We start from the raw sequence: 20,506 nt of genomic DNA on the forward strand, positions 1-20,506 counted from the left end.
TCGCCCGACACATTGAATGTCGCGATTCATGACCATGAACGGGGAATCAGAATGAATACAAATCGCCTCGCACGAACCATTGCGAGGCCGGGCGCAGTGGTCGTCGCGACGTGGGCCGCCGTATGGCTCGCCTGGAGCGTTACACGGTTCGCCTTGACTCCCAGCGGGCTGGCATTCGCAGGTATCGCTCTTCCGGCTTTGGTGCTGCTCGTTATTGCCGGACTGCGGAGCGCCTTTCGTGCGCCAACTCGTGCGCCAGTTCGTCCGCCCGTCGCGCCACCGGCCGCAGCGGAGCGGCGTGCTCACGGCAACTCGATCGCGCTGCTCGGCGCCAGCTTGTGCCTGCCGGCCGGAGATACGCCCAACGCTGTCTCTGCCGCCGCGCGACGCGGTACGATGCCGAAACTGCATTCCACTCTCGTTCGCAGTGACGCAAGCCCCGTACACGCCTGTGAGGTTCCCTCGCTCTCGCCAGCCGATTTCCCCCCGGCCTCGCTCGATGCAGAAGCCATTGCGCGACTCGATATTGCGCATCGCCGGGCGCTCCTGCTAAGCGCCAACGTACTGGAAAAACTGTTCGCGCGTAGTGAGAAAACGGGCGACCCCGACGCCAAGGCGAGCCCATCCGCAAGCGAAAAATCACCCATCACCGCCGAGCTTCACCTCCTCCTCCCCAAGCGTTGGCAGGATGAAGCATCCACGCTGGCTGCATGGTTGCAAGCGCAGTTCTCCCATGCATCAAGGTCGATTCATTTCACTGAACTTCATCTACACCTGCTCTCCACCTCCCAGGACGCGCTCGGCGTAATGGACAGCGTGAACACGGCGATCAACGAATCGAACTCGCGTGTACAGCACGTCGTACTGGCTTGCGACTCGCGGCTGGCTCAGGCAGACGTCAGTGAACTCGAGCGTACCGGTGCGCTCCATGGCCACGGGAGACCGGAAGGAAAAATACCCGCCGAAGGCGCCTGCGCGTTGCTCGTGGCATCGCCCGGCTACGATGCCGGCAAGCCCGACGGTGACGGTACACCGCCACCTCATCTACATCGTCTTTTAAAGACAGAAACGCCATGCGAAGGCCAATCAGACCGCAGCGCGACCACGAGCGTTGAAGACAACGCGAGTCTGGCCGCTCTTCTGGATCAGGCACACAATGCAAGCGTCCCGGCCGGCACGCGGCCGAATCCATGCGCGCTCGTCAGCGATGCGGGATCGACCAGTCAGCCGCGCCTCGACTTGACCTCAGCTGCGGAATCCGCCTGGCCAGACCAATCGGCGCCAGTTCGCCTTGATCACCTCGGGCTGGCGAACGGCGATAGCGCCGCACTCACGCTGAGTACCATCGCAGTGGCCGGCGCTCTGGCGGTTCAAACGCAGCGCCCCGCGTTAGCCATATCGGTCGCAACTGGGGGCTCATATGCCATCGTGCCAGTCAGCTTTCCGGTAGCCAGCGCGACGAGCATTTCGGAGTCGCGCGAGATGGCAAAGGTGGCCGCATGACGGGGCCGACACGCCCCGACGACGGCATCTTCAATCGACGTTGGCACAACGGCGCCGCCCATTTGCGCCATGACTGCTCGCGACCGATCTGCGCCCCGGTTCCCCGCAGCGCAGATTTCGCGCCAGCTAGCCGGACAACGCACGCCGACTCGCTTTCATGCGAGCAACACAGGGGAGTTGAACACAGGGGAGTTGAATCAACGCATGGATGAACTGCTGCACTACTACGAGCGGGAGCTTGTGCACTTGCACAGCGGCGCCGGAGAATTTGCCGGGCGCTACCCCAAAATTGCCAGCCGGTTCGGACTCGGTGCGCGCGGCGAGAGCGACGATTTGCACGTCGGACGGCTGTTCGAAACGTTCGCTTTGCTGGCGGCACGCGCTTCCCACAAAGTCGATGACGACTACCCCGAATTCACGCATGCATTAATCGAAAGCCTCTATCCGCACTATCTGCGAGCGTTCCCCTCGTGCTCGATCGCCCACTTTGCGCTCGACCAGAGTCGTGCCGCACAAATGTCATCGACCATCGTCGTGCCTCGTGGCACCCAGCTCTTCAGTCAACCCGTGCAGGGCAGCAAAGTGTTTTTCCGGACGACCTCCGCGCTGCGCCTGTCACCGTTGACGCTGTCCAGCGCGCGTTTTCGTGCGACACCCGATATCCCGGACCTGACGCTGGCTCCCGATCACGCGTCGTCACAAATCTCGCTGACTTTTTCGCTCCAGTCGCGGCATGCAAGTGTCGCCGACCTGCAGATGACATCGGTACGCCTTTATGCTCACGGCGAGCCGCAGTTCACGGCAGCGCTACGCGATGCGCTGACCATGCACGCGTTGCGCGCGTATATCGAGCCGGGAAATTCCAGACGATGGATTCCTTTGGAAGCGAATCCGTTCAGCCAGGCCGGCATGACACGCGATGATGCGTTGATTCCGTATTCCGAAGATACGGAGCTACCCTTCCTCTGGTTGACCGAGCTATTCGCATTCCCCAAGAAATTTAACTTTATCGACCTCGACCTTAGCCATGCGGCCGGCTCCGGAGGACGCGAATTCACAGTGCACCTGGTGCTGGAGAACATTCCCGCCGACAGTCCAGTCGCCCAGATCCTGCAGTCCCTCGATACCTCTCATCTGCTGCTCGGATGCGTGCCGGTTGTTAACCTGTTCGAGGCATCAGGCAAAGCGGTCGCACCCGCCAATACTGCAGAAGCGGGAACGCGAGCCACGCTCGCAGTCGATCAACATAGCCGGCACGCCTGTGAAATCTATGCGATCGATTCAGTCACACAGATCGACGAGACACCTCACGGCGAACGGGTCATCCACTTCGACCCGCTCTATACGCCGGCGCCGACGCGTCAGCACGCGCGCGGCAGCCTGTACTGGAGACTGGATGGCAATGGTGCATTCGACGACGATTGCGCACTCAACTTTGTGAACGATCGCCTTGAGCGCGTAGCGCCTCCAGACCCACTGCGCTGCTCTCTCACTTGCACCAGCCGCAACCTCGCGCCACTCACGCCGCACGGTTTGAACGGCGGCGATCTGTTGATGGAGGGCGGCTCTCTTGCAAGGCGCATCTCCTTGCTCCACGCTCCGTCCCGGCCCCGCCGCTTCCGCCACGCTCACGGTGATTTATGGCGATTGATCTCACAGTTGTCGATGAACCCGAATTCACTCGCGCGTGGCATTGCGCCTTTGCGCGAACTGCTACGACTGCATGAAATGGAAGACTCGTTCGAATCGGCGCGATTAACGGATAGCGTTGTTGGTCTCGACATGACCGTCGCGACGGCGTGGCTGGCGACGCCACCACCGGCCGGTCTGGCACGGGGATTGGAGTTCCGCCTGCACGTCGATCAGGAACGTCTGAGCGGCACGGGCGTCCACTTGTTCAGCACCATCATCGCTTCGCTACTGCCACTCTATGCACCCATGCACAGATTTACCCAACTAGTCGTTCTGTCGACCCGCGATAACCGCACACTGATAAAGTTCCCGCCGCGAGCAGGTGCCGCTTTCCTTATATAGCAGTGTCGGCGGTAACGTAGTTCAATGATTCAGGCCATGTCTTTCGCATCGTTCTGCCTAGCTAAATAGCGAAAGCGTGGCGGATTGACAAACTCGGTGTATCTCCTGGATACAATCATCAAATTGAATTAGCGAGGATCGCAATATGACTTTCGCGTTAGCTTGCGTGGGCGATCAAACCAGTCACGGTGGTCGAGTCATAACCGGGAGTACGACGTTCAGTGTCGGCGGGCGGCAGTTGGCGCAGGTCGGAGATCTGACGTCATGTCCGAAATGCAACGGCACGTATCCCATCGTCACAGGCACAAGCGCGTTTACTATTGGCTCGAAACAAGCCGCCATCGACGGCAGCAAGACTGCGTGCGGAGCAACCATCATTGCGCAACAATCGAGTTCGAGATGGGCGCAACCAACCGGAAGCGCAGAGGCTGGCGGTACGGAGGCAACCGCTGCCGCAGCGACCGCTCCTTCCATCTGCCTCGAATGTCTGATCCATGCAGCTGAGTCCGGCGCATCAGCGGTGGTACGCGAATAATGCCGCGAAGTAGCACCACCCGGTATTTCGGGACACCTCAAGCGAGAGACTGCATGATGCCCACGTTGGTCAAAAATGGCGTCCCTTCTCTCTACCGACCTTGAGGTCGAAATGAATTTATTTGCACAATATAAAGAACCGCCTGATTTGCCGGACGCTGACTTCGAATTTCATCTGCGTCGATTAAGGCCCGTCATTGATGCGCTGGCAAATTCAGATTCGACGCTCAAGGACTGGTACATCCAGGGCGGCAGCGTTGAGGGAGCCATGCAGTATCGTGTTTATGGAGACGATCATCAACCTTCTCCCGCGGCGGTTGATGAGATGATCAAGGAATACAAAGGAAAATCCAGAGATGATCCGAAGTCAATTGGAATCTGGAATGGAGCGACACAGAAAGATGGTGCTTTATTCATGATTTCCCTTGACGGTGGAGATAATTTTTCGCAACAGATCGACTTTAATGCAAAAGAGAAGTCAATATCCTCATCCAGACTTGGAGACTTCCGCTCTGTGGCACAGATTGTTGAGAAGGTGGTGGAAATGTACGCACCGTCTTACGCTATCTATGGCCCGCGCAAATACTTTACGGAGTCGGTTTTCAATGATCGGCCCGGCGTAAGCTGGATGCTCTACCTGCCCTACGTCCTCACATCAAACCAGGTGCCTGAAGCGCGCGCCCTGATTCCAATCACCCGCGACGGTCGGCAGCAAGGCACGATTATTGTCAGTGTGACGGACGAAGTGTTCAACGTGAACGACCGGGCGCATGTCAAGGTGGCAAACGATATCGAGATCCGCCTGGCGGACCAGGACCTGTTGCCGCGATTCATTGATCTTTAATTTTCTACGGTCCGACCGGGAGAGCGGCTAAAAGCTTGTCGAAAAATTATCGCCATAGCCATCCTTTAGCGTATCCAGCCAGGCGACCTGCCCGTGGCATTAGTAAGAAGGGGAACGCCGATCGCCGCGGCGTCTCCTGCTGCGTTGACAACTTACCTTTTGAGGACAGTGAAGATGACCACCGCACCTGCTGAAGAGCCCGAGTTGAAGGGCGTCGGTGCATTGATCCTGGCCGGTTTTGAACTCTGCGGGATCTTCGTCGTTGCCATGTGGGCTTCTGGAGGCGGCGTTAGTTCCGGCGGTGCCTTAGGCGCAGTGATCCTGCTTTCGGCGATCGTGACATTCCCCTTTTCGCTAGTCGGGTCGATCTGGGCGGTCAATACGATCGTCAACGCGCCTCCATCGACGAACCGGACGGCCGCATGGATAGCGGCCGCGCTGCACGTCGCACTGTGTTTGCCGGCGCTGGTCGTGATCTTCGCAGGCCACGTCTAAGGTCACGCCCGAATCGCTGGCGCCTGTGGACACACCGTTTCCACTGGTCCTTGCTGTAGCTGAAACTCGCAATTTTTATGATTCCGGTACCGGTATTTTCGAACGCGTTCTTCGTTGTTCTCTGCGTTTCCTTTCTCGCGGCGCTGTTGGTCCTGGTCTGGGCGCTCGCCCTTGCATTCATTCCCGCCGCGCGACGGTCTTTCGCGAGGCACCGCGCGCGGTCCGTGAGCGCCTTCGGCCTGTTGGGTTTCCTGAGCCTGTTCTTCGTATTGGTGCTAGCTGTTTTTATCGATGGGGAATTCGAGGTTCGCGCTGCAGTGGCCGCCCAGCACCCCACCCTGACGGCGTCGATGAAGTGGAGCGGCATCACCATGCCGACTGGCACCAAACTGTCGCTCCAGGATGCGAAAGACATGACGTCGATTGAAAAAGCGGAGTTTCCGAGTCCAGTTGACGTTTATGGCATACGCGCCATGACGATTGAACCGCGGTCGGAGATCAACCATGAAAAATCGATGGACGACGCATCTAAACCCGACTATTTCCCTGCCATCGAGTTGACCGCAGCTGACGCCTCGGTTGTGCTTGATGGCTGGCGCTGCGGTGCCACCAAGCCACTAGAAATTGTCCTGCCGCATGATGCAAAGGAAGCAACGCTTTACTTGTGCTATCTAGCCCCTGGCAACAAGGTGGGCGGCGCGACTGTTCCAGCCGGCTCCAGGGTAATGAGGGATACCACCGTCTACGGGGACGGCTTTCGGGACAACGACTATTGGCGCATCGACGTCGACGACAGCGACGTTGTCGTTCTGCACGGTCTGGCGCTGCGACACCCGTTGCTCACACTAGATAAGGAAATGCAGATCGTCTCTGTCGGCTACACCGAACTCGCGCGCGAGGCCACAGTTGGGGATCTCACCTATCCCGTGGCGACCCAGGTCTCTTCGGCCTGGCGTGGCCTGCGTGAAAAGTACCCCGGCGCGTGGGTCTTCACACCGCCCGCCGGCCGCTCGATACACAGCAAAGCGCACGGCACGATGGCCATCGGTACATCGGTCCTGCAGGCGCCGGACGGCAAGATCTTCGGAACCCTTTAGATAACTCAGGCCCGCGACGACCAGGGCCCCTCAAATCTTGATGGCGAAAAGCGATGATGGAATTTTTCGATTTAGAAGACGCCTGAAACGAGAAACAGGCAAGGGAGATATTTTCAGCGCGAGGCACGTGGTCGATATGAACGCTTGATTTGCAGATTGTGAAATCCGTATCTGATACGTATTCGAAGGTAAGGCCTTGAAATCATGCTGAAATGGCATGCTCCACGCGCAATCTGCCAGCGGGCACCGAATCCTAAAAGATTCTTCATCTACGACAGGCTCACGATCAGGCACCATTACACACATCTTCGTCCTGATCTGCCCACCATCATGCGCCAACCCAAACTCGCGAATGTCCGGAAAATCGCCATTAACCTCGCCGTGCTCACCGGCGCATCACTGCTAGCCGCATCGGCCTTCGCTGCGACAGGGACGCCGGACTCGATCCCTTACGCCAATCTGTCGACCTTGCATGTCAAACCGGCTCAATTGCAGCCATTTCTGCAAGCGCTGCGCGACAACGCAACCGATGCACGCCGCGAGGCAGGCAATTTGTCCTTCACGGTCTTTGAATCGACCACGTCGGCAACCACTTTGTACGTGCTCGAGCAGTGGAGAGATCAGGCCGCCTACGAGGCGCATATGAAGCAGCCCGCGTTACTGGCAATGCACAAGGCCGCCAGTGAGGATCTGGACGGCGGTATTAGCCACATGCGTATCGTGCCTGTGACGTCCGACAGCGGCTTGCAACCCAAACAGATCGAGCGCGCCGACCAGACCAGCAATGTTCTCGTGTTCCTGTCCGTCAAACCCACGGAGGCGTCGAAATTCCGCGACGACGTATCGAAAGTCACGCCGACTTTCCGCTCGGAACCCGGCAACCTCTCTTTCGATGTCTACCAGAACGTGGACGACAAGAACGAGATGGTTCAGCTTGAACGCTGGACGACTGAAGCGACGCATCAGGACAATCTGAAGCGTCCCGTCATTCAAACGATTCGCAGCGGCTACGCGATCACGCTTGCGAAGCCGATGCTGGATGGCCGTGTGCTTCTCAAAGACGTGACCAACGACTAACCCATCAGGCCGAAAGGACATTTGCTGAAACGGCGAATGTGATTGACGCGAAGGCATCGCGCGTCACATTCGCCCATCTCAGCGAGATCGTTCGCCATTCGGCCTACGCGAACCACACGCCCGTTGTCAAAAAGGTTTGGCGGGCAGGTACTTTCCATCTAGCGTAATGACCGCGCGGGACCCCCCTTCTGGATCGTCGATTTTCTTGATGTCGAGCTTGAAGTTGACGGCACTGATGATGCCGTCACCAAACATTTCGTGAACCAGCGCCTTCAGCGTCGATCCATAAACCTGCACCATTTCATGGAAGCGATAGATCGTCGGATCGGTGGGCACACCGCCGGGGATGCTGCCTCGCACCGGAATGGTCTGCAATTGCCTGACTGCCTCATCGTCCAGTTCGAGCTTTTGTGCGACGACCTGCGCCGCAGTGTCCGGCAGCGGGTGCTGGCCAAGCAAGGCGGCGGTAACGTAGACGGTCGACAGCCCCGTTCCTTCGGCGATCGCCTCGAATGTGAGATTCTTGCGGACTTTTGCATCGATGATGCGATCCGCCAGCGAAGCGCGCGAAGCTGGATTGATTTGCGATTGGGTCATCAGAATTCCTTGGCTGAGTCGGTAGCATCCAACACGCGATCACGACGGGAGCGCAGTTGGCCAATTGACGCGGGGGAAACGAGCCGGTTGTGCCATCGCTATCGACAGGAACGCGATGGCACCAGGCGTTGCGGGTTTCCCGATAGGGATGACCGCTTTCAGGCGGCAAAATTCAATCATTTGGCCAGCAAACTATCCAGCGCTGGCGCCTTCGAGATCTCGGCCTCATTGGCAACCGCAAAATTCGGCCGCGGCTGATAGCCAAAAGTTTTAGCGATCAGCACACCCGGAAACTGCCGGATCTGCACGTTGTACTGCTGCACGGTGCGGATATAGCGGCCGCGGGCAACGGCGATGCGATTCTCCGTGCCTTCGAGCTGTACCTCGAGGTCCTTGAACAGGCCGTCGGCTTTAAGCTGCGGGTAGTTCTCAGACACCACCATCAGACGGCTCAGCGCGTTCGTCAGCTCTCCCTGACGCGCATCGAAGGCAGCGAGCGCGTTCGGATCTTTCGCCATTTCGGGCGTCATCTGCACGCTGCCGACGCGGGCACGCGCCTCGGTCACCTGCGTGAGCACATTCGATTCGTGCGCAGCATACGCCTTCACGGCAGCGGCGAGATTCGGCACAAGATCCGCGCGCCGCTGGTACTGGTTCAGCACCTCGGACCAGGCAGCGTTCACGTCCTCGTCGGACGACTGAATCGCGTTGTAACCGCAGCCCGCGAGCAACGCGAGAATCAGACAAGGCAGCACGATGCGAAGCCACTTCATATTTTGTTTCCTGTATTGATGAATAAATTTGCGCAGCGATCACCAACTGCCGGACGATCCGCCGCCGCCACTCGATCCGCCACCGCCGCCCCAACCGGAATCGCTACCGGTCGCCGAATCGATAACCTTGTCGATGAATGAGCTCGATGATGAAGACGATTGGGACGACGAGCCGCTGTCCGTGCCGTTGATCTTCGCGATGATCCCTGCGATGCCCGCAATCAAGGCCAGCAACGAGCCGCTGACCGTGAGCAGCGCATTGTCGAAGCTGTAATGCATCGCACAGCCAATGCCGGTCCCCACGGCCACGGTCCCGACAAAAATCACCGCCCACTTCCGCACGCGAGCCGAACGATAAAGCCTCACGCCAAGCAGGCTTGACGCGGGGCCAACGACGGCAGACGCGAAGAGCAGCGCGAACAGCCCATCGTCGTCACCAAACGTATCCCTCGGCGTCCAGGCAATCAGCACGATCATGTTGACGAGGAAACTGACCACATAGGGCCATATGGCTCGGCGAAGCTTGCGTCGCACCAGCAGTACGCCGACGACGACGTTGACAAGCGCCAGCGCCAGCCAGAAACGCGGGCCGACGTAGTGCGGCGGAGCTTCGGGCTTCGCGGGCGGGCGCGGCACGTAGTTCGCGGCATCGTCTGCAGGACTGCTTTGTTCGACGGGCGCGGAGGCTTCAGCGACGGCCGCCGGATTCAACTGCTGCGCAAGCTCATCCACCGCAGCGCTGATCCCCGCTTCGTAGTTCGCCGAGCGAAACGCCGGCGCGATCCGGTCGCGGATGATGCGCCCCGCCATCACGTCGGGAATTGTGCCCTCCAGCCCATAACCCACTTCGATGCGCACGCGGTGATCATGCAGCGCGGCCACCAGCAGGATGCCGTTGTCGACGTTCTTCTGGCCGAGCTTCCATTGCTCGAATGTCTGCGACGCATATTGTTCGATGGTGTCGGAGCCTATGCCCGGCACCAGCAGGACCGCCAACTGGTCGCCGGTTTGCTGCTCGAGCGTGGCGAGGCGTTGCGTGAGATCGGCTTTGCAGGCATCGGAGAGCGCACCGGTGAGGTCCGTGACGCGGCCTTTGGGATGCGTGAGGGACGCCGCGTCCACCACCGTATCGGCGATGGGCGCGGTGTAGGCGTGCGTGCAGTCATTCGCGGGCGCCTCGGCGGGGACTGCGGTTGCAGAAGCCTGGAAGGCGGCACTGGCACTGTCGGCACTGCCGCTCGCGTATGCCGGCATGCAGGCCAGCGAAATCAGCAGCGCCGCGAGCGCTTTACATCGGTACATGAGACTTCGTCCTTTTAATCGTCCGATTGAAGGTGTGGATAGGTCCGACCTTCATCAGAAAAAGCAAACTGGCGCCAGTCTGCATCAATCAGGCGTATCTGAAAACGTTGTATGCGCAACACATCGCGGTACTTTTTCAGAAGTAAGATTGCCGGTGCAAGCGGCTCACCAACTGTCCGATGCGCCGCCTCCGCCGCTCGCTCCGCCGTCGCCGCTGAACGAGTCCGAGCTCGAAGTGAAACTGGACGAATCGGAACTCGACGTTGACGACCACGTGGAACCGGACACTGAAGCCGTCGAGGTAATATCGCCGCCGCCAGAGCCGTACGGATGCTTCAGCGAATGTTCGACCCATGCGCAGATCCCAGCAATCGGGTACAGGAGACTAGACGCGATCAGCGTCACGTTGATGACGTCGTAGCCAAGCGCACGCCCCGTCGCGGCACACACGCCGAGCAAAACCGTGGCAAGCACCATGTCCCTGAGAAAAATTCTTGAGTTGTAGAACCCGCAGCCCACCGCAAAGAAGGGCCAACTGATGAGTGCGGGAAACACCAGCGCGGCTTCCAGTGCCTTGATGCCGTCTCTGAACTCGATAAGCTCGCACGCGAGCAATATGAACGTGACGACCGCCGCAACCAGATAGGTGCCGATAAGTGCCGCCGGGAGCGGAATCTTGCGCCAGGCTGCGATCACGCCGAACAACATGTTCGCAAGCGCGAAACCGGACAGGCTCCAGAGCAACGTGGCTGTCTTGTCCTCGGGCGGCGCGGGCGCGATACGGGACGCGCCATCAGGCGTGACGCCGAGCTTGAGCATCAGCTCAGCGACGGCCGCGCTCACCCCGCCTTCGAAATCGCCCGCACGGAACGCCGGCACGATCGCCTCACGAATGATGCGCCCGGCCTCCACGTCTGGAATCGTGCCCTCCAGCCCATAGCCCACTTCGATGCGCACACGATGATCGTCCAGCGCCGCCACCAGCAGGATGCCGTTGTTGACGTTCTTCTGGCCGAGCTTCCATTGATCGAAGATTTGCGTCGCATATTGCTCGATGGTCCCAGTGCCGATGCCTGGCACGAGCAACACCGCGAGCTGGTCGCCAGTTTGTTGTTCGAGCGCGGCGAGGCGCTGCGTGAGATCGGCCTTGCAGGCTTCGGAAATCGCACCCGTCAGGTCGGTGATGCGCCCTTGTGGATGCGTGAGCGTCGCCGCGTCGATCGCTGTTCCGGTGATCGGCGCGGTATAGGCGTGCCTGCACGCGTTGGATGCCTGCGCCATGGCATCGTCGCGCTGGACCGAATCCTGACGCTCGCCTGCATGGGCGAGCGTCAGGGTTAGCAACGAAAGAAGGAGCACCGCAAGCCATCTACACCGATTCATAAAACTTCGCCCTAGATATTATCCATTGACGCTGGCGTTAAATACGCCAGCGACACACAAACTGGCGCCAGTCTGCATCAATCAGGCGTATCTGAAAACGTTGTATGCGCAACGCATTTCAGCGAGCGCCAGGCAAGCACATGAGTTCGATGACGACGTGTCCTACGCGGCGGTGTCACCGACAGGTGAAACTCTCAGCAGCATGGGTTGATCCGGCCGGAGCGTCACGTTCAAAACCGCGCGCGGCGGTGCCGATCCGTGCGGGATGGACAGTTCGAATCGCTGCAGCAACATCGCGGCGATGACGGTCATCTCGCTCATCGCCAGATGCTGTCCCAGACAGACGCGTGGGCCTGCTCCAAACGGGATATAAGCTCCACGTGGCAGTTCCGGCGCGTCGGAGGCGAAGCGTTCGGGTTTAAACGATTCAGGATCGGAAAACCAACGCGAATCGCGATGCAACACGTTCGCGGGAATGACAAATAGCGTGCGTGCGGGGAATGTCCAGCCGCCCAGCTGAATGGAACGACTGGCCCGGCGGCTGAACAGCACGGGCACGACAGGATAGAGCCTCAAGGTTTCCTTGATCGTCTGAACCACGTAATCCAGCGCCGGCAGCGTTTCGACGGACGGCGCGGCGCCTCGCAGCACGCGCTGCACTTCATCGCGTGCAAGGCGTTGGGCAGCCGGGTTCGAAGCCATACACCACGCCCACCAGACCAGTGTCGCGGCCGTAGTCTCATGTCCCGCGAGGAAACTGGTCATGCACTCGTCGCGCACGTCTTGAAGCGACAACGCCGCCGCGTCGTCGCGTGGTTGCAGAAGGCGAGTGAGCAGGTCGTCTGGCCAGGCGTCAGGATCCAGACCGAGGCGCTCCTGCAAATGCCGCTCGATGAGCGCTTTCAAACTTCCTAGCGCGCGGCGCTTGCTGTGTTTCCAGGGCATCCAGTCGGGCAGGATGACCGGAGAAAAGAACTCCGCGTTGGTCGCCATACTTATCACGCGGATCGCATGCTCGGCCACGTGCACGTCATCGCCGATACTGCCTGAAAAGACCATCTTCAGAATCACATCCATGGTCAGCGTCGTAAGCGCGCGCTCTACGGGCCAGTCGCAGGCGTTTGCAGGCCATTGCGAAAACGCTTGCGACACGGCATCCACGATAGACGGCGTAAATCGCTGCATGGCCTTGGGGGAGAAATCAGGTAGCAACGCGTGGCGACGGGCGCGCCATGTTTCACCCTCGGTAGTCAGCACGCTTTGCCCATGCACTGCGGAAAATATGCGAATGCCACGCTCCCAGCGAACCAGCGCGTCGTGATGGGTGACGAGCAACTCTCGCGCGAGGGTCGGTTCCGCAACCATGATTTCATGTTCGGGCCAGAGGCGCAGATGCACAAGGTCGCCATACTGCGCTTTCCATGCCGACAGTGCGCCTGGCAAATCGCGCGACATCGCACCAAGCAGGCGCCAACCGGTGATCCCGCCTCGCGGGCCGGGCGGCCATGTACCTGCGGGGCGAGTCGTAGACGTCCCGGACGGCGAGGTCCGATTGAATGGGCATCGATTCGTTGGAGGAGAATCCATGGTGTCACCAGGTCAGGCGATGATTGATTGTCATACGAAATGGTAACGCCAGAATCGTCTCTCCGTTGCTGCCACGGTTTGGGACTCAGACAGCATTAGCGGTCGCATTCAGCCTGCCTGAACGGCGCAAACATGAACCATCGGCTATGCTGCTATCCGTGCACGCTGCGCAATCATGCCGCGGTTAGAAGGAGAATCCATGCAATCGCCCAAGGTCCTGTTATTGATCGCCCTGCTACTCCCCGTCATCGGTCACGCGCAAACCTCACAAACGTATTATTTTGGCGAAGGCCAGAGCACGCCACAGTCACACCACGCCAGGAAGGCCGCTCGCAAGCAACCCCATCACCACCATAACGCGCAACGCTCGCAGCATCAGAGCCCGAATTCGCATTCGTGATACCGGACATTCCGGGACGCGACGTGGCACTACCGCGCCCGATGATCCGCGAGTCGCGATAGAGCACGGCTAGTCGCTGGACAACCCGTGACTACTCATACCGTGGCGCGAAATTCTCACGGCAGATCACCCATTCGAAAAATCCCGCGACCGTATATTGACTACACTTATCAACCGCAATTCGTTGGCTCGCAGCATAGCTCGTGGCCCCCATCGCTACTTGAACCACAATTGAGCTGATTTGATTCACCGAAGCGGATGTTTGTCGCGCAGCACCGCTACATTTCGAAACGCACGGTCTTCTCGCCAATCTGTGCGGCATCCAGCGGCTCGCCACGCCTGACCGTATCGATCAGGCGATCGATCGCCACATGCACGATATCGGCGCGCACGTTATGCGGCCGAAATCCGGGCGCGCTGTCCAAACCTTCCCGATGCGCTCGCAAGATGCGCACATCCTGCTGGATCACAAGGTGGGTGTAGAAATGCAATAGCGGGCGCAGCGCACGCAGAATCGCGCGCGGTAGCCTGAAACGATACGCGATGTAGGTGTAGACGCGCGAGCGACGCGCATCGAGCGGCGTGATCTGGCTGACGATCAAAAAGCCCGAGCGCTCGCCCCAACGATATTCGCAACGCGTCACGTTTGGCGCGATGAACCGATCGGTGTGCTCGAGCGGCACGTCATCGGGATTCGTGAGCCAATCGAGACAAAAACCGATGCGGTCGCCACCGTCATGATAGGTGACGTCAACGCTATTCGGCGTCGTCACGACGCTCGCCTCCATCGGCTCGCCCCGGCTGCTGCGAAAAATGCCGTCGTGCACGAAAACGGTGTGCGGCACGTCCATGAAATTCTGCGCCAGCATGGCGATATCGCCGTCGAACGTGTTCACCATGTAATACGATTGCCACGGCCTGACGTCGCGCATCGGCATACGAAATACCGGGCGCGCCGACGCGTCCCCATTGCCCATATAAACTCACACCAGGCCGTCGAGCGACTGTACCGGCAATGCGCGTTGCCGGAATGGATATCGATTTTGCTTCGATACGGGCTTTACGCCGTCGATGCTCGGCACGCATACAACCTGCCCTTCGGCATCGTACTGCCAGCCGTGATAAGGGCAAACGAGCCGGTCGTTCTGTACCTTGCCGGCCGAAAGCCGGGTGCCCCGATGCACACATTGGTCGATCAGCGCGCAAACGCCCCCATCGCGCTGGCGGAACAACACGACGCCCACGTCCAGAACCCTGACGCCCAGCGGTTTGTCGTGCGGCAGCTCTTCGGAGGTGCACGCCACATACCACTGTTCGCGCAAGCCATCGAACTGCGCCGTAGCCAGCGCGTCGGCTGCCATACATGTATGTGCGCACGACGCCCCGCGATCGACTTCGATTGAATCAGATTCCCGCATGCCTTCCCCGTACCATGTGGCCCATCGCGTCATTCACCGTCTATCGACAACAGTGTTTGAGCCAGCGCCTGCCGACTGACCAGTGCGCTCGCCTTGACGTCACCCGCGCGCAATCCAGCGCTTTCCGCGGCAAGCTGCAATCGTTCGCCTAAGGCGGAGGGCGCCGCGCCCACAAACCCGACGCGCAGCGCGCCCAGTTGCCCGAGCCGACGCGCATGCCCGTAGTGAAAGACGCGTTGCAACGCCGACTCAACTTCACTGCCCAACGCGTGGGCTTCGTTCTCTTGCGCACCGGCCAGCAGCAAGACGTAGTGCGGCACGTCGGCCAACCGGTCCGGCACGATGCATGCACTCGCGCCCCGCGCGAACACGGGTTGCAGTGCTTCGCTCACGATCGCTTCGTCGAGCTTCTCGCCGACCAGGTCGGAGCTGGACGTCGCGCGGCCAAGAAACGAGACGTGCGGCGTGCGCCCACTCTTTCCCGTCACTCGCACACGGTCGCCCAGCGCATAGCGATAGAGACCGCCGCCGGTCGTCATCACCACCTGTGCTTCGTCGCCAGGCGAAAGTCCCGAAACGTCACAAACTCGACCATCATCGCGCAAAAACTCGAGATAATGACTGCCGATCGCTAAAGCACAGCCCGGTTCCGTACCGTAGGGGATACTCACGACGCCCTCGGTTGCAAACAGCCCTTTCGCCAGCCACTGCACGCCAGGAAAACGCCCGCGCAGCGCTTGCGCATAGACCCGGCTCGGGCCGTCGAGCCAGCAACTCACGGCGGCGAGGCGCGGCCACAAGCCACCGCAATGCCCGGCTTCCACCGCACGCCGCAACGCCACGGCACGCGCGGCAGGCAACTCGGCTTCCAGCGCAGCAAGTTCACGTGCGCTCTGCACATCGGCGGGCGAGAACAACGGCCGCAACAAGGTTGCGAGGAAAGTCGGGCTCCAGACGCTGAGCAGCGTTAACGTTTCGTCCGCAACGAGTGAGCGCAGCGTTTCATATCGCCATCGGCTCGCACCGCCGCTGAACGACGGTACGATCAGCGTGGACGCCAGCGCCTGCGCGCTGCAGCCGCCGAGATATTCAAGATCGCTCGCCGAGCCGATACGCACGCCATTCGCGGCGATACCGCGCGGCTGCAATGACGGCGACATCGACCAATAGGCACGTCCCTGCGCGATGCCGGGGCAGACACGAATCATGTCCGCGAGCCAGACGATCATCGCCGTCTGCAATTCACGCAGGAACGACGGCGTATACGGGATCAGCTTTTGACGCGCCGTACTGCCGCTGGTGCGCTCAAAGAACTGCGGCGGCTGGCTGGTCAGCACGGCTCGAGCGTCGTTCGAGGCGCGCTCGAGCCACGGGAGAAAATCGGCGGCCGACTGCACCGGCACGCGCTCGCGATACTGCTCCGGCGTACGGATGCTGGAAAAACCGTGGCGCCGTCCAAAGACCGAGTCGCGATTCGCCTCGAGCAATGTCATCAAGCGTTCTGTCTGCGTCGCCGCGGGCGCCTCGATCTGTTGCATCCAGCGCTCGACATCGGGCCGCGAAGCCTGTTCGAATGCCCGCCAGCGGACAACGGGATCAACCGTGCTTGCATTCATCAGAAATAGGTTTTATCCAGTGTGGAGAGGTCGTCCGGCAACCGGCGCGGCGGCGCGAAGACGGTAATCCAGCCGTACCATAGCGGTCGCGTCTCACGCGGATCCGATGCCGCATGCATGTCCTGCCAGCGCATGGCAGGCTGTCTGTGATGCGTGAGGTTGTAGTTGAAGTTGAGGAAAAGCCAGCGCACGACCGAAGGCGCGCGCAAGTTGTAGGTTCCTTCGACGACGTCCAGTGGCGTACGCATGTGATAGACCCATTGCAGCGACGACCACGAAAAAGCAAACGCACCGTAGGCGATCAACACGACTTTCGGCGACCACCCCAGCAGGCAGGCCGCAGCCAGCCAGATGATGACGGCAGCCAGGATCTCATAGCGTACGCGCCGAAAGTCCGCCGCCGAGAATTCTGCGAACGCCACTGCATAGGTGCTGTCGCCGATACGCTTCGTGATCCACCGAATAGTGCGCATGGGCAGCAGCGCGAGCACGATGCCCCCAAGCGAAGCGCCCAGCCAGATCCCGCCCAGTATCCCCAGGTAGTACTCGATGTATTTGCGCGCGAGCGATTCGCCTGGCGCTGCAAAATCGACGCGCTCCGCACCCGTGCGATTGCGTACATGATGGCCGAGATGATTCACATGAATCAGTGTGGCCGAAGCGCCAAACATCGTAGAAGCCCACGCCATCATCATATAATTGACCCTTGCATGCCGATGCGCAAAGCCGTGAAAACTCTCATGCATCATAGAAAAAACGCCTTGCATGACGAGACAGAATGGCACGAGCACAAGCCATTTCAACGGGCCCAACTGCGTATGGGAAAGCCAGGTGAGCGTGCCGGCCCAGGCAACGCTTTGCAGGCAAAGAACAAGCAGATTGGCGCGATCGTAGCGTCGCGTTTCTATTGCTATAGCAGACGCTGCACGCGAAGGATTCATGGCTCGCATGGGCCCCATAATGGCGTTGGAATGCACGGGAGGATACAACACATGCGCATTGCTCCGGGATTTTGTATGCCTACGCGCCAGGCGGCTTTGCACGCAGATATGACGAGTCTTTGCGGATGAAGCACGCTCCGTGGACACCTGATGGTTTCGATGATTGGCAACGGCACTATCCCGCTACCCGTTTCGCCCGTCAGGCTGGATCGCTCGACTGGACCGGACAATTCCTCGATTGCTGGCGCCAACGCCATGCCAGACTTCCCCGTAGCACGACGATCGTGCTCATTGCCGGGCTCTACTCTGAATTCCTGTCCGGTTGCCATCGCGATGCGCACCGTGCGCTGACGGCCGCCGGTTATCGTGTTCTCACAGTGCCCGTGCGCTCCGCTCGTGGCGTCGTCGCTCAGGGCAAGCACATTGCTGCCTGGTTGAGTCAGACGCTCGCGCCTCACGAAGCCTTCGTCGCGCTCACACACAGCAAGGGCGGTCTCGATACAATCGCCGCGCTCGTCGGCGCCCCTGCCTTGATGGCGTGCTGTGACGGCGTCGTGCTGGTTCAACCTCCGGTCGGCCCTTCGACCTTCATCGATGAAGTGTTCAGCGCCCCCGGTCATGCAACGCACACGTCGTTGCGCAAACGCGTTGCGCGCGCCATGCTGGCTTCGCGCTGGATGGCTGACGGCACGCGCGACATCAGCAGCGGACGCGATCCACGTATTGCCACGCTATTACAGAACATTCCCGAGTCGGTCCATCTCATTCACGCGGTGAGCTGGTCGATCGAAGCGTCTACACGATTCGATTCGCATCATGCGAAGCTCAATGCAAACCGGCCAGATTGCGCACACGACGGACAGTTCTATCTCGAACAGCAGATTCTGCCCGGCAAACCTCAGGTCTGCCTGCCACGGCTCGATCACGGACAGCCTGTGCTTGGCGGCCTTAATTTCGACGCGGGTCGGTTCTGGCTCGCGCTCGCGGATCTACTGCACGTCACCCGATCCGGTCACAGCCCGCACCAGATTCAAACCAGATAAATCTCGAAGCCTGGCAAACGGCCCTTCAATTCCAGGTCGATAGTGCGGGGATCGGCCGCTTCCCGTGCATCCGTGGGCAGGGTGTAGAGGTCCATTGGCGTGCGGGTATAACGAAACCCTTGCATGGCAGCCCACAGCGGATCGTTGTCGTAGAGGCAAAGCTGCATCAGCGCATGGGTCGAACGCACGCGCGACCATGCAGCGTCGAGAAGCGCGCGGAACACCGCCGGATTGCGGTTGCGCACCTGTAAATGCGTCAGATAAACGTCGCTCAGCGGTTCACCCGGCGCGGCAACAGGCGGGCGACGCAGCACCGAAGCCAGCGCGTTGACGCCGATGCGTAACGCCTGCAACGAAGGCGGCAGACGCTCGATCACGATGCGTTTGATGCGGCCTGCATCCCACGGCGCGACACAACCCGCCAGCGCGCCGCGCGCGTCGATCGCAAGCAGAAACGACGATAGCCCAAAATCCGGCCACGCCGTCAAGCGTCGTTCAAATTCCTGTTCGGAAAACACGCAGCCCAATGCCTGCTCGCGCGACATGGTGTCGAGAAACTCGCGCAACGCATCCGCATGTTGAGGCCGCGCCTCGATGATGCGGATGCCTTCCGCCGCCGCCTCTCGACGGCGAAATCCCCGGCGCGCATAGATCGACACATTGTCGTAACCATGCCAATGCCCAAAGCGAAGTCGATCAGGTCGCCGCGAGCGCGCGAGTGATTGCACGGCGATCGCATTGTCGCGAATCATGCAGCAGAAGGCATGTTCGACACCCTGCTCGCGTCGCAACGCTTCAAGACGACTGCGTACCACGCCGGTCCATTCGCGTGACAAACGACGGTCAGGCACGAGACGCAGATCGCCGAGATACGCAATCCTTCGCACACGACCGCCGATATACCCGTTGCGCACAACAAGGCTGGCAACTCCCTTGATCTCTTCAAGCCCGTCTTCAGCAACCCAGATTTCATGCTGATCGCTGTGACAGCGATGCAATGCAAAATAATCGGGTGTTCGATCGAAGCGCAAGGGCAGCTTTCCGCGCATCGCATGCTGTGCCTGAAAAGCAAGGATGCGCTCGTTATCAGAGGAATCGGCCTTGCGGATCAGCATGGCGAGTCAGACCGCATCGAAAAGACGCCGCGCGAGTGGCCGCAGATTGGACGCCTTGAGTTCGCACAGACAGACGAGTTCGTCGCCACGTGCGTATTGCGGGTTGCGCTTCAGAAAAAAATCCACCTCTGGCAACTGACGGTGTGCAGCGGGAATTTCGGCAAGCGCAGGTGCGAGACGCCCCATCGGCTCGTCGAACTTGAGCAGGCCGGTCGACGGGTCATAGGCGTCGCCGTAGCGCTGCGTTGCGAGATGATCCATCAAGGCACGAGTTCCATCGGCCGCGGCGACGCCGGCTCGCGGCGCGTAATCGCGCGCGAAAGCGCGCAGATAACGATAGGTCCGGTGTCCCTTGACGATGAGGAACCAGAAGAGCGGCAGATCGGGCGCTTCACGCCACATCTGCCCTGCGTGGCGAATCCATTCGAATGCCAGTTGCTGCGAGCCCCAGTGCGCCGGATCGATAATCGTGTCGCCCGAAAAAATGACACGTATATCCGTTTCCTGCCAGCGCGTCGCGTAGCGTTTGAGCGTCGTGAACCCGTGAATCGCGCCATCTACGCCACGCAGCATGATGCAATGCGTTTTATCGTCGAGATCCGCGCGAAAACGTGCGTACGTGGTGTCGCGATACGACGTCGCATAGAGCGCATACATGCGCTCTATCTCAGACGGAAGCAAAGTCGAAAGTTCAGCAGCGCTGGCGCGCAGTTCCATCGATACCACTCCTGCAGGACGAAACAAGAC

At 60.0% G+C, this 20,506-nt stretch carries 20 protein-coding genes; 9 read left to right on the forward strand and 11 right to left on the reverse strand.

Going from position 1 to position 20,506, the window contains the following annotated elements; genetic code table 11:
* Positions 1-51: 51 nt before the first annotated feature.
* From U5782_RS12590 to U5782_RS12620, 7 genes are all read left to right on the forward strand, one after another.
* On the forward strand, positions 52-1,503 hold the full coding sequence (locus tag U5782_RS12590; RefSeq protein WP_322044146.1) for a hypothetical protein: 1,452 nt from the start codon (positions 52-54) through the stop codon (positions 1,501-1,503).
* Between the two features lie 204 nt (positions 1,504-1,707).
* Positions 1,708-3,537, forward strand: a complete 1,830-nt coding sequence (gene tssF / locus U5782_RS12595) for a type VI secretion system baseplate subunit TssF (RefSeq protein ID WP_322044147.1) — start codon at positions 1,708-1,710, stop codon at positions 3,535-3,537.
* A 145-nt stretch (positions 3,538-3,682) separates the two neighbouring features.
* Entirely contained in the window at positions 3,683-4,072 is a 390-nt protein-coding gene (locus tag U5782_RS12600) for a PAAR domain-containing protein (protein ID WP_322044148.1), read from the forward strand.
* Between the two features lie 75 nt (positions 4,073-4,147).
* A complete protein-coding gene (locus U5782_RS12605; RefSeq protein WP_322044149.1) occupies positions 4,148-4,915 on the forward strand; it encodes an immunity 52 family protein in 768 nt (255 codons plus the stop codon).
* 174 nt (positions 4,916-5,089) lie between these two features.
* Positions 5,090-5,410, forward strand: a complete 321-nt coding sequence (locus U5782_RS12610) for a hypothetical protein (RefSeq protein ID WP_322044150.1) — start codon at positions 5,090-5,092, stop codon at positions 5,408-5,410.
* A gap of 77 nt (positions 5,411-5,487) precedes the next feature.
* A complete protein-coding gene (locus U5782_RS12615; RefSeq protein ID WP_322044151.1) occupies positions 5,488-6,507 on the forward strand; it encodes a hypothetical protein in 1,020 nt (339 codons plus the stop codon).
* Positions 6,508-6,711: 204 nt separating this feature from the next.
* Positions 6,712-7,584, forward strand: coding sequence for a putative quinol monooxygenase (locus U5782_RS12620; protein WP_322044152.1), 873 nt, complete (start codon positions 6,712-6,714; stop codon positions 7,582-7,584).
* 126 nt (positions 7,585-7,710) lie between these two features.
* Here U5782_RS12620 and cynS read toward each other — a convergent pair whose 3' ends face one another.
* The 5 genes from cynS to U5782_RS12645 all read right to left on the reverse strand — a co-directional run bounded on the left by cynS (position 7,711) and on the right by U5782_RS12645 (position 13,226).
* On the reverse strand, positions 7,711-8,181 hold the full coding sequence (gene cynS / locus U5782_RS12625; RefSeq protein WP_322044153.1) for a cyanase: 471 nt from the start codon (positions 8,179-8,181) through the stop codon (positions 7,711-7,713).
* Between the two features lie 176 nt (positions 8,182-8,357).
* Positions 8,358-8,954, reverse strand: a complete 597-nt coding sequence (locus U5782_RS12630; protein ID WP_322044154.1) for a LemA family protein — start codon at positions 8,952-8,954, stop codon at positions 8,358-8,360.
* A gap of 39 nt (positions 8,955-8,993) precedes the next feature.
* Positions 8,994-10,256, reverse strand: coding sequence for a TPM domain-containing protein (locus tag U5782_RS12635; RefSeq protein ID WP_322044155.1), 1,263 nt, complete (start codon positions 10,254-10,256; stop codon positions 8,994-8,996).
* 165 nt (positions 10,257-10,421) lie between these two features.
* On the reverse strand, positions 10,422-11,639 hold the full coding sequence (locus U5782_RS12640) for a TPM domain-containing protein (protein WP_322044156.1): 1,218 nt from the start codon (positions 11,637-11,639) through the stop codon (positions 10,422-10,424).
* Positions 11,640-11,801: 162 nt separating this feature from the next.
* Positions 11,802-13,226, reverse strand: a complete 1,425-nt coding sequence (locus U5782_RS12645) for a cytochrome P450 (protein WP_322044157.1) — start codon at positions 13,224-13,226, stop codon at positions 11,802-11,804.
* Between the two features lie 199 nt (positions 13,227-13,425).
* Between U5782_RS12645 and U5782_RS12650 the strand changes: the two genes are divergently transcribed.
* Positions 13,426-13,626 carry a hypothetical protein gene (locus tag U5782_RS12650; RefSeq protein ID WP_322044158.1) on the forward strand — a complete coding sequence of 67 codons (201 nt, stop codon included), beginning with the start codon at positions 13,426-13,428 and terminating at the stop codon, positions 13,624-13,626.
* 278 nt (positions 13,627-13,904) lie between these two features.
* On the opposite strand, the gene U5782_RS12655 is transcribed toward U5782_RS12650, so the two are convergent.
* The 4 genes from U5782_RS12655 to U5782_RS12670 form a co-directional block, all read right to left on the reverse strand.
* Positions 13,905-14,564, reverse strand: coding sequence for a hypothetical protein (locus U5782_RS12655; protein ID WP_322044159.1), 660 nt, complete (start codon positions 14,562-14,564; stop codon positions 13,905-13,907).
* A gap of 45 nt (positions 14,565-14,609) precedes the next feature.
* The gene (locus tag U5782_RS12660; RefSeq protein WP_322044160.1) at positions 14,610-14,987 is read right to left on the reverse strand and encodes a Rieske (2Fe-2S) protein; all 378 of its coding nucleotides are present in this window, start codon (positions 14,985-14,987) and stop codon (positions 14,610-14,612) included.
* 86 nt (positions 14,988-15,073) lie between these two features.
* Positions 15,074-16,660, reverse strand: a complete 1,587-nt coding sequence (locus U5782_RS12665) for a GH3 family domain-containing protein (RefSeq protein WP_322044161.1) — start codon at positions 16,658-16,660, stop codon at positions 15,074-15,076.
* A complete protein-coding gene (locus tag U5782_RS12670; protein ID WP_322044162.1) occupies positions 16,660-17,601 on the reverse strand; it encodes a fatty acid desaturase family protein in 942 nt (313 codons plus the stop codon). The genes U5782_RS12665 and U5782_RS12670 overlap by 1 nt, the downstream gene beginning before the upstream one ends.
* Before the next feature lie 125 nt (positions 17,602-17,726).
* On the opposite strand from U5782_RS12670, the gene U5782_RS12675 reads away from it, so the two are divergent.
* Positions 17,727-18,644: a hypothetical protein gene (locus U5782_RS12675; RefSeq protein ID WP_322044321.1), complete on the forward strand. Its 918-nt coding sequence runs from the start codon at positions 17,727-17,729 to the stop codon at positions 18,642-18,644.
* Here U5782_RS12675 and U5782_RS12680 read toward each other — a convergent pair.
* Both U5782_RS12680 and U5782_RS12685 read right to left on the reverse strand, forming a co-directional pair.
* A complete protein-coding gene (locus U5782_RS12680; RefSeq protein WP_322044163.1) occupies positions 18,632-19,759 on the reverse strand; it encodes a hypothetical protein in 1,128 nt (375 codons plus the stop codon). The genes U5782_RS12675 and U5782_RS12680 overlap by 13 nt on opposite strands.
* Positions 19,760-19,765: 6 nt before the next feature.
* Entirely contained in the window at positions 19,766-20,416 is a 651-nt protein-coding gene (locus tag U5782_RS12685) for a hypothetical protein (RefSeq protein ID WP_322044164.1), read from the reverse strand.
* Between the last annotated feature and the right edge of the window lie 90 nt (positions 20,417-20,506).

The sequence above is a fragment of the Paraburkholderia sp. J67 genome, assembly GCF_905220265.1.
GTDB lineage: Bacteria > Pseudomonadota > Gammaproteobacteria > Burkholderiales > Burkholderiaceae > Paraburkholderia.

Bases quoted from the DNA above. Each gene is read 5' to 3' on its own strand.
- tssF (WP_322044147.1), top strand. From the start codon at position 1,708: ATGGATGAACTGCTGCACTACTACGAGCGGGAGCTTGTGCACTTGCAC.
- U5782_RS12650 (WP_322044158.1), top strand. From the start codon at position 13,426: ATGCAATCGCCCAAGGTCCTGTTATTGATCGCCCTGCTACTCCCCGTC.
- U5782_RS12685 (WP_322044164.1), bottom strand. From the start codon at position 20,416: ATGTATGCGCTCTATGCGACGTCGTATCGCGACACCACGTACGCACGT.
- U5782_RS12670 (WP_322044162.1), bottom strand. From the start codon at position 17,601: ATGAATCCTTCGCGTGCAGCGTCTGCTATAGCAATAGAAACGCGACGC.
- cynS (WP_322044153.1), bottom strand. From the start codon at position 8,181: ATGACCCAATCGCAAATCAATCCAGCTTCGCGCGCTTCGCTGGCGGAT.
- U5782_RS12655 (WP_322044159.1), bottom strand. From the start codon at position 14,564: ATGCCGATGCGCGACGTCAGGCCGTGGCAATCGTATTACATGGTGAAC.
- U5782_RS12610 (WP_322044150.1), top strand. From the start codon at position 5,090: ATGACCACCGCACCTGCTGAAGAGCCCGAGTTGAAGGGCGTCGGTGCA.
- U5782_RS12640 (WP_322044156.1), bottom strand. From the start codon at position 11,639: ATGAATCGGTGTAGATGGCTTGCGGTGCTCCTTCTTTCGTTGCTAACC.
- U5782_RS12590 (WP_322044146.1), top strand. From the start codon at position 52: ATGAATACAAATCGCCTCGCACGAACCATTGCGAGGCCGGGCGCAGTG.
- U5782_RS12645 (WP_322044157.1), bottom strand. From the start codon at position 13,226: ATGGATTCTCCTCCAACGAATCGATGCCCATTCAATCGGACCTCGCCG.
- U5782_RS12600 (WP_322044148.1), top strand. From the start codon at position 3,683: ATGACTTTCGCGTTAGCTTGCGTGGGCGATCAAACCAGTCACGGTGGT.
- U5782_RS12620 (WP_322044152.1), top strand. From the start codon at position 6,712: ATGCTGAAATGGCATGCTCCACGCGCAATCTGCCAGCGGGCACCGAAT.
- U5782_RS12660 (WP_322044160.1), bottom strand. From the start codon at position 14,987: ATGGCAGCCGACGCGCTGGCTACGGCGCAGTTCGATGGCTTGCGCGAA.
- U5782_RS12665 (WP_322044161.1), bottom strand. From the start codon at position 16,660: ATGAATGCAAGCACGGTTGATCCCGTTGTCCGCTGGCGGGCATTCGAA.
- U5782_RS12680 (WP_322044163.1), bottom strand. From the start codon at position 19,759: ATGCTGATCCGCAAGGCCGATTCCTCTGATAACGAGCGCATCCTTGCT.
- U5782_RS12675 (WP_322044321.1), top strand. From the start codon at position 17,727: ATGAAGCACGCTCCGTGGACACCTGATGGTTTCGATGATTGGCAACGG.
- U5782_RS12605 (WP_322044149.1), top strand. From the start codon at position 4,148: ATGGCGTCCCTTCTCTCTACCGACCTTGAGGTCGAAATGAATTTATTT.
- U5782_RS12630 (WP_322044154.1), bottom strand. From the start codon at position 8,954: ATGAAGTGGCTTCGCATCGTGCTGCCTTGTCTGATTCTCGCGTTGCTC.
- U5782_RS12615 (WP_322044151.1), top strand. From the start codon at position 5,488: ATGATTCCGGTACCGGTATTTTCGAACGCGTTCTTCGTTGTTCTCTGC.
- U5782_RS12635 (WP_322044155.1), bottom strand. From the start codon at position 10,256: ATGTACCGATGTAAAGCGCTCGCGGCGCTGCTGATTTCGCTGGCCTGC.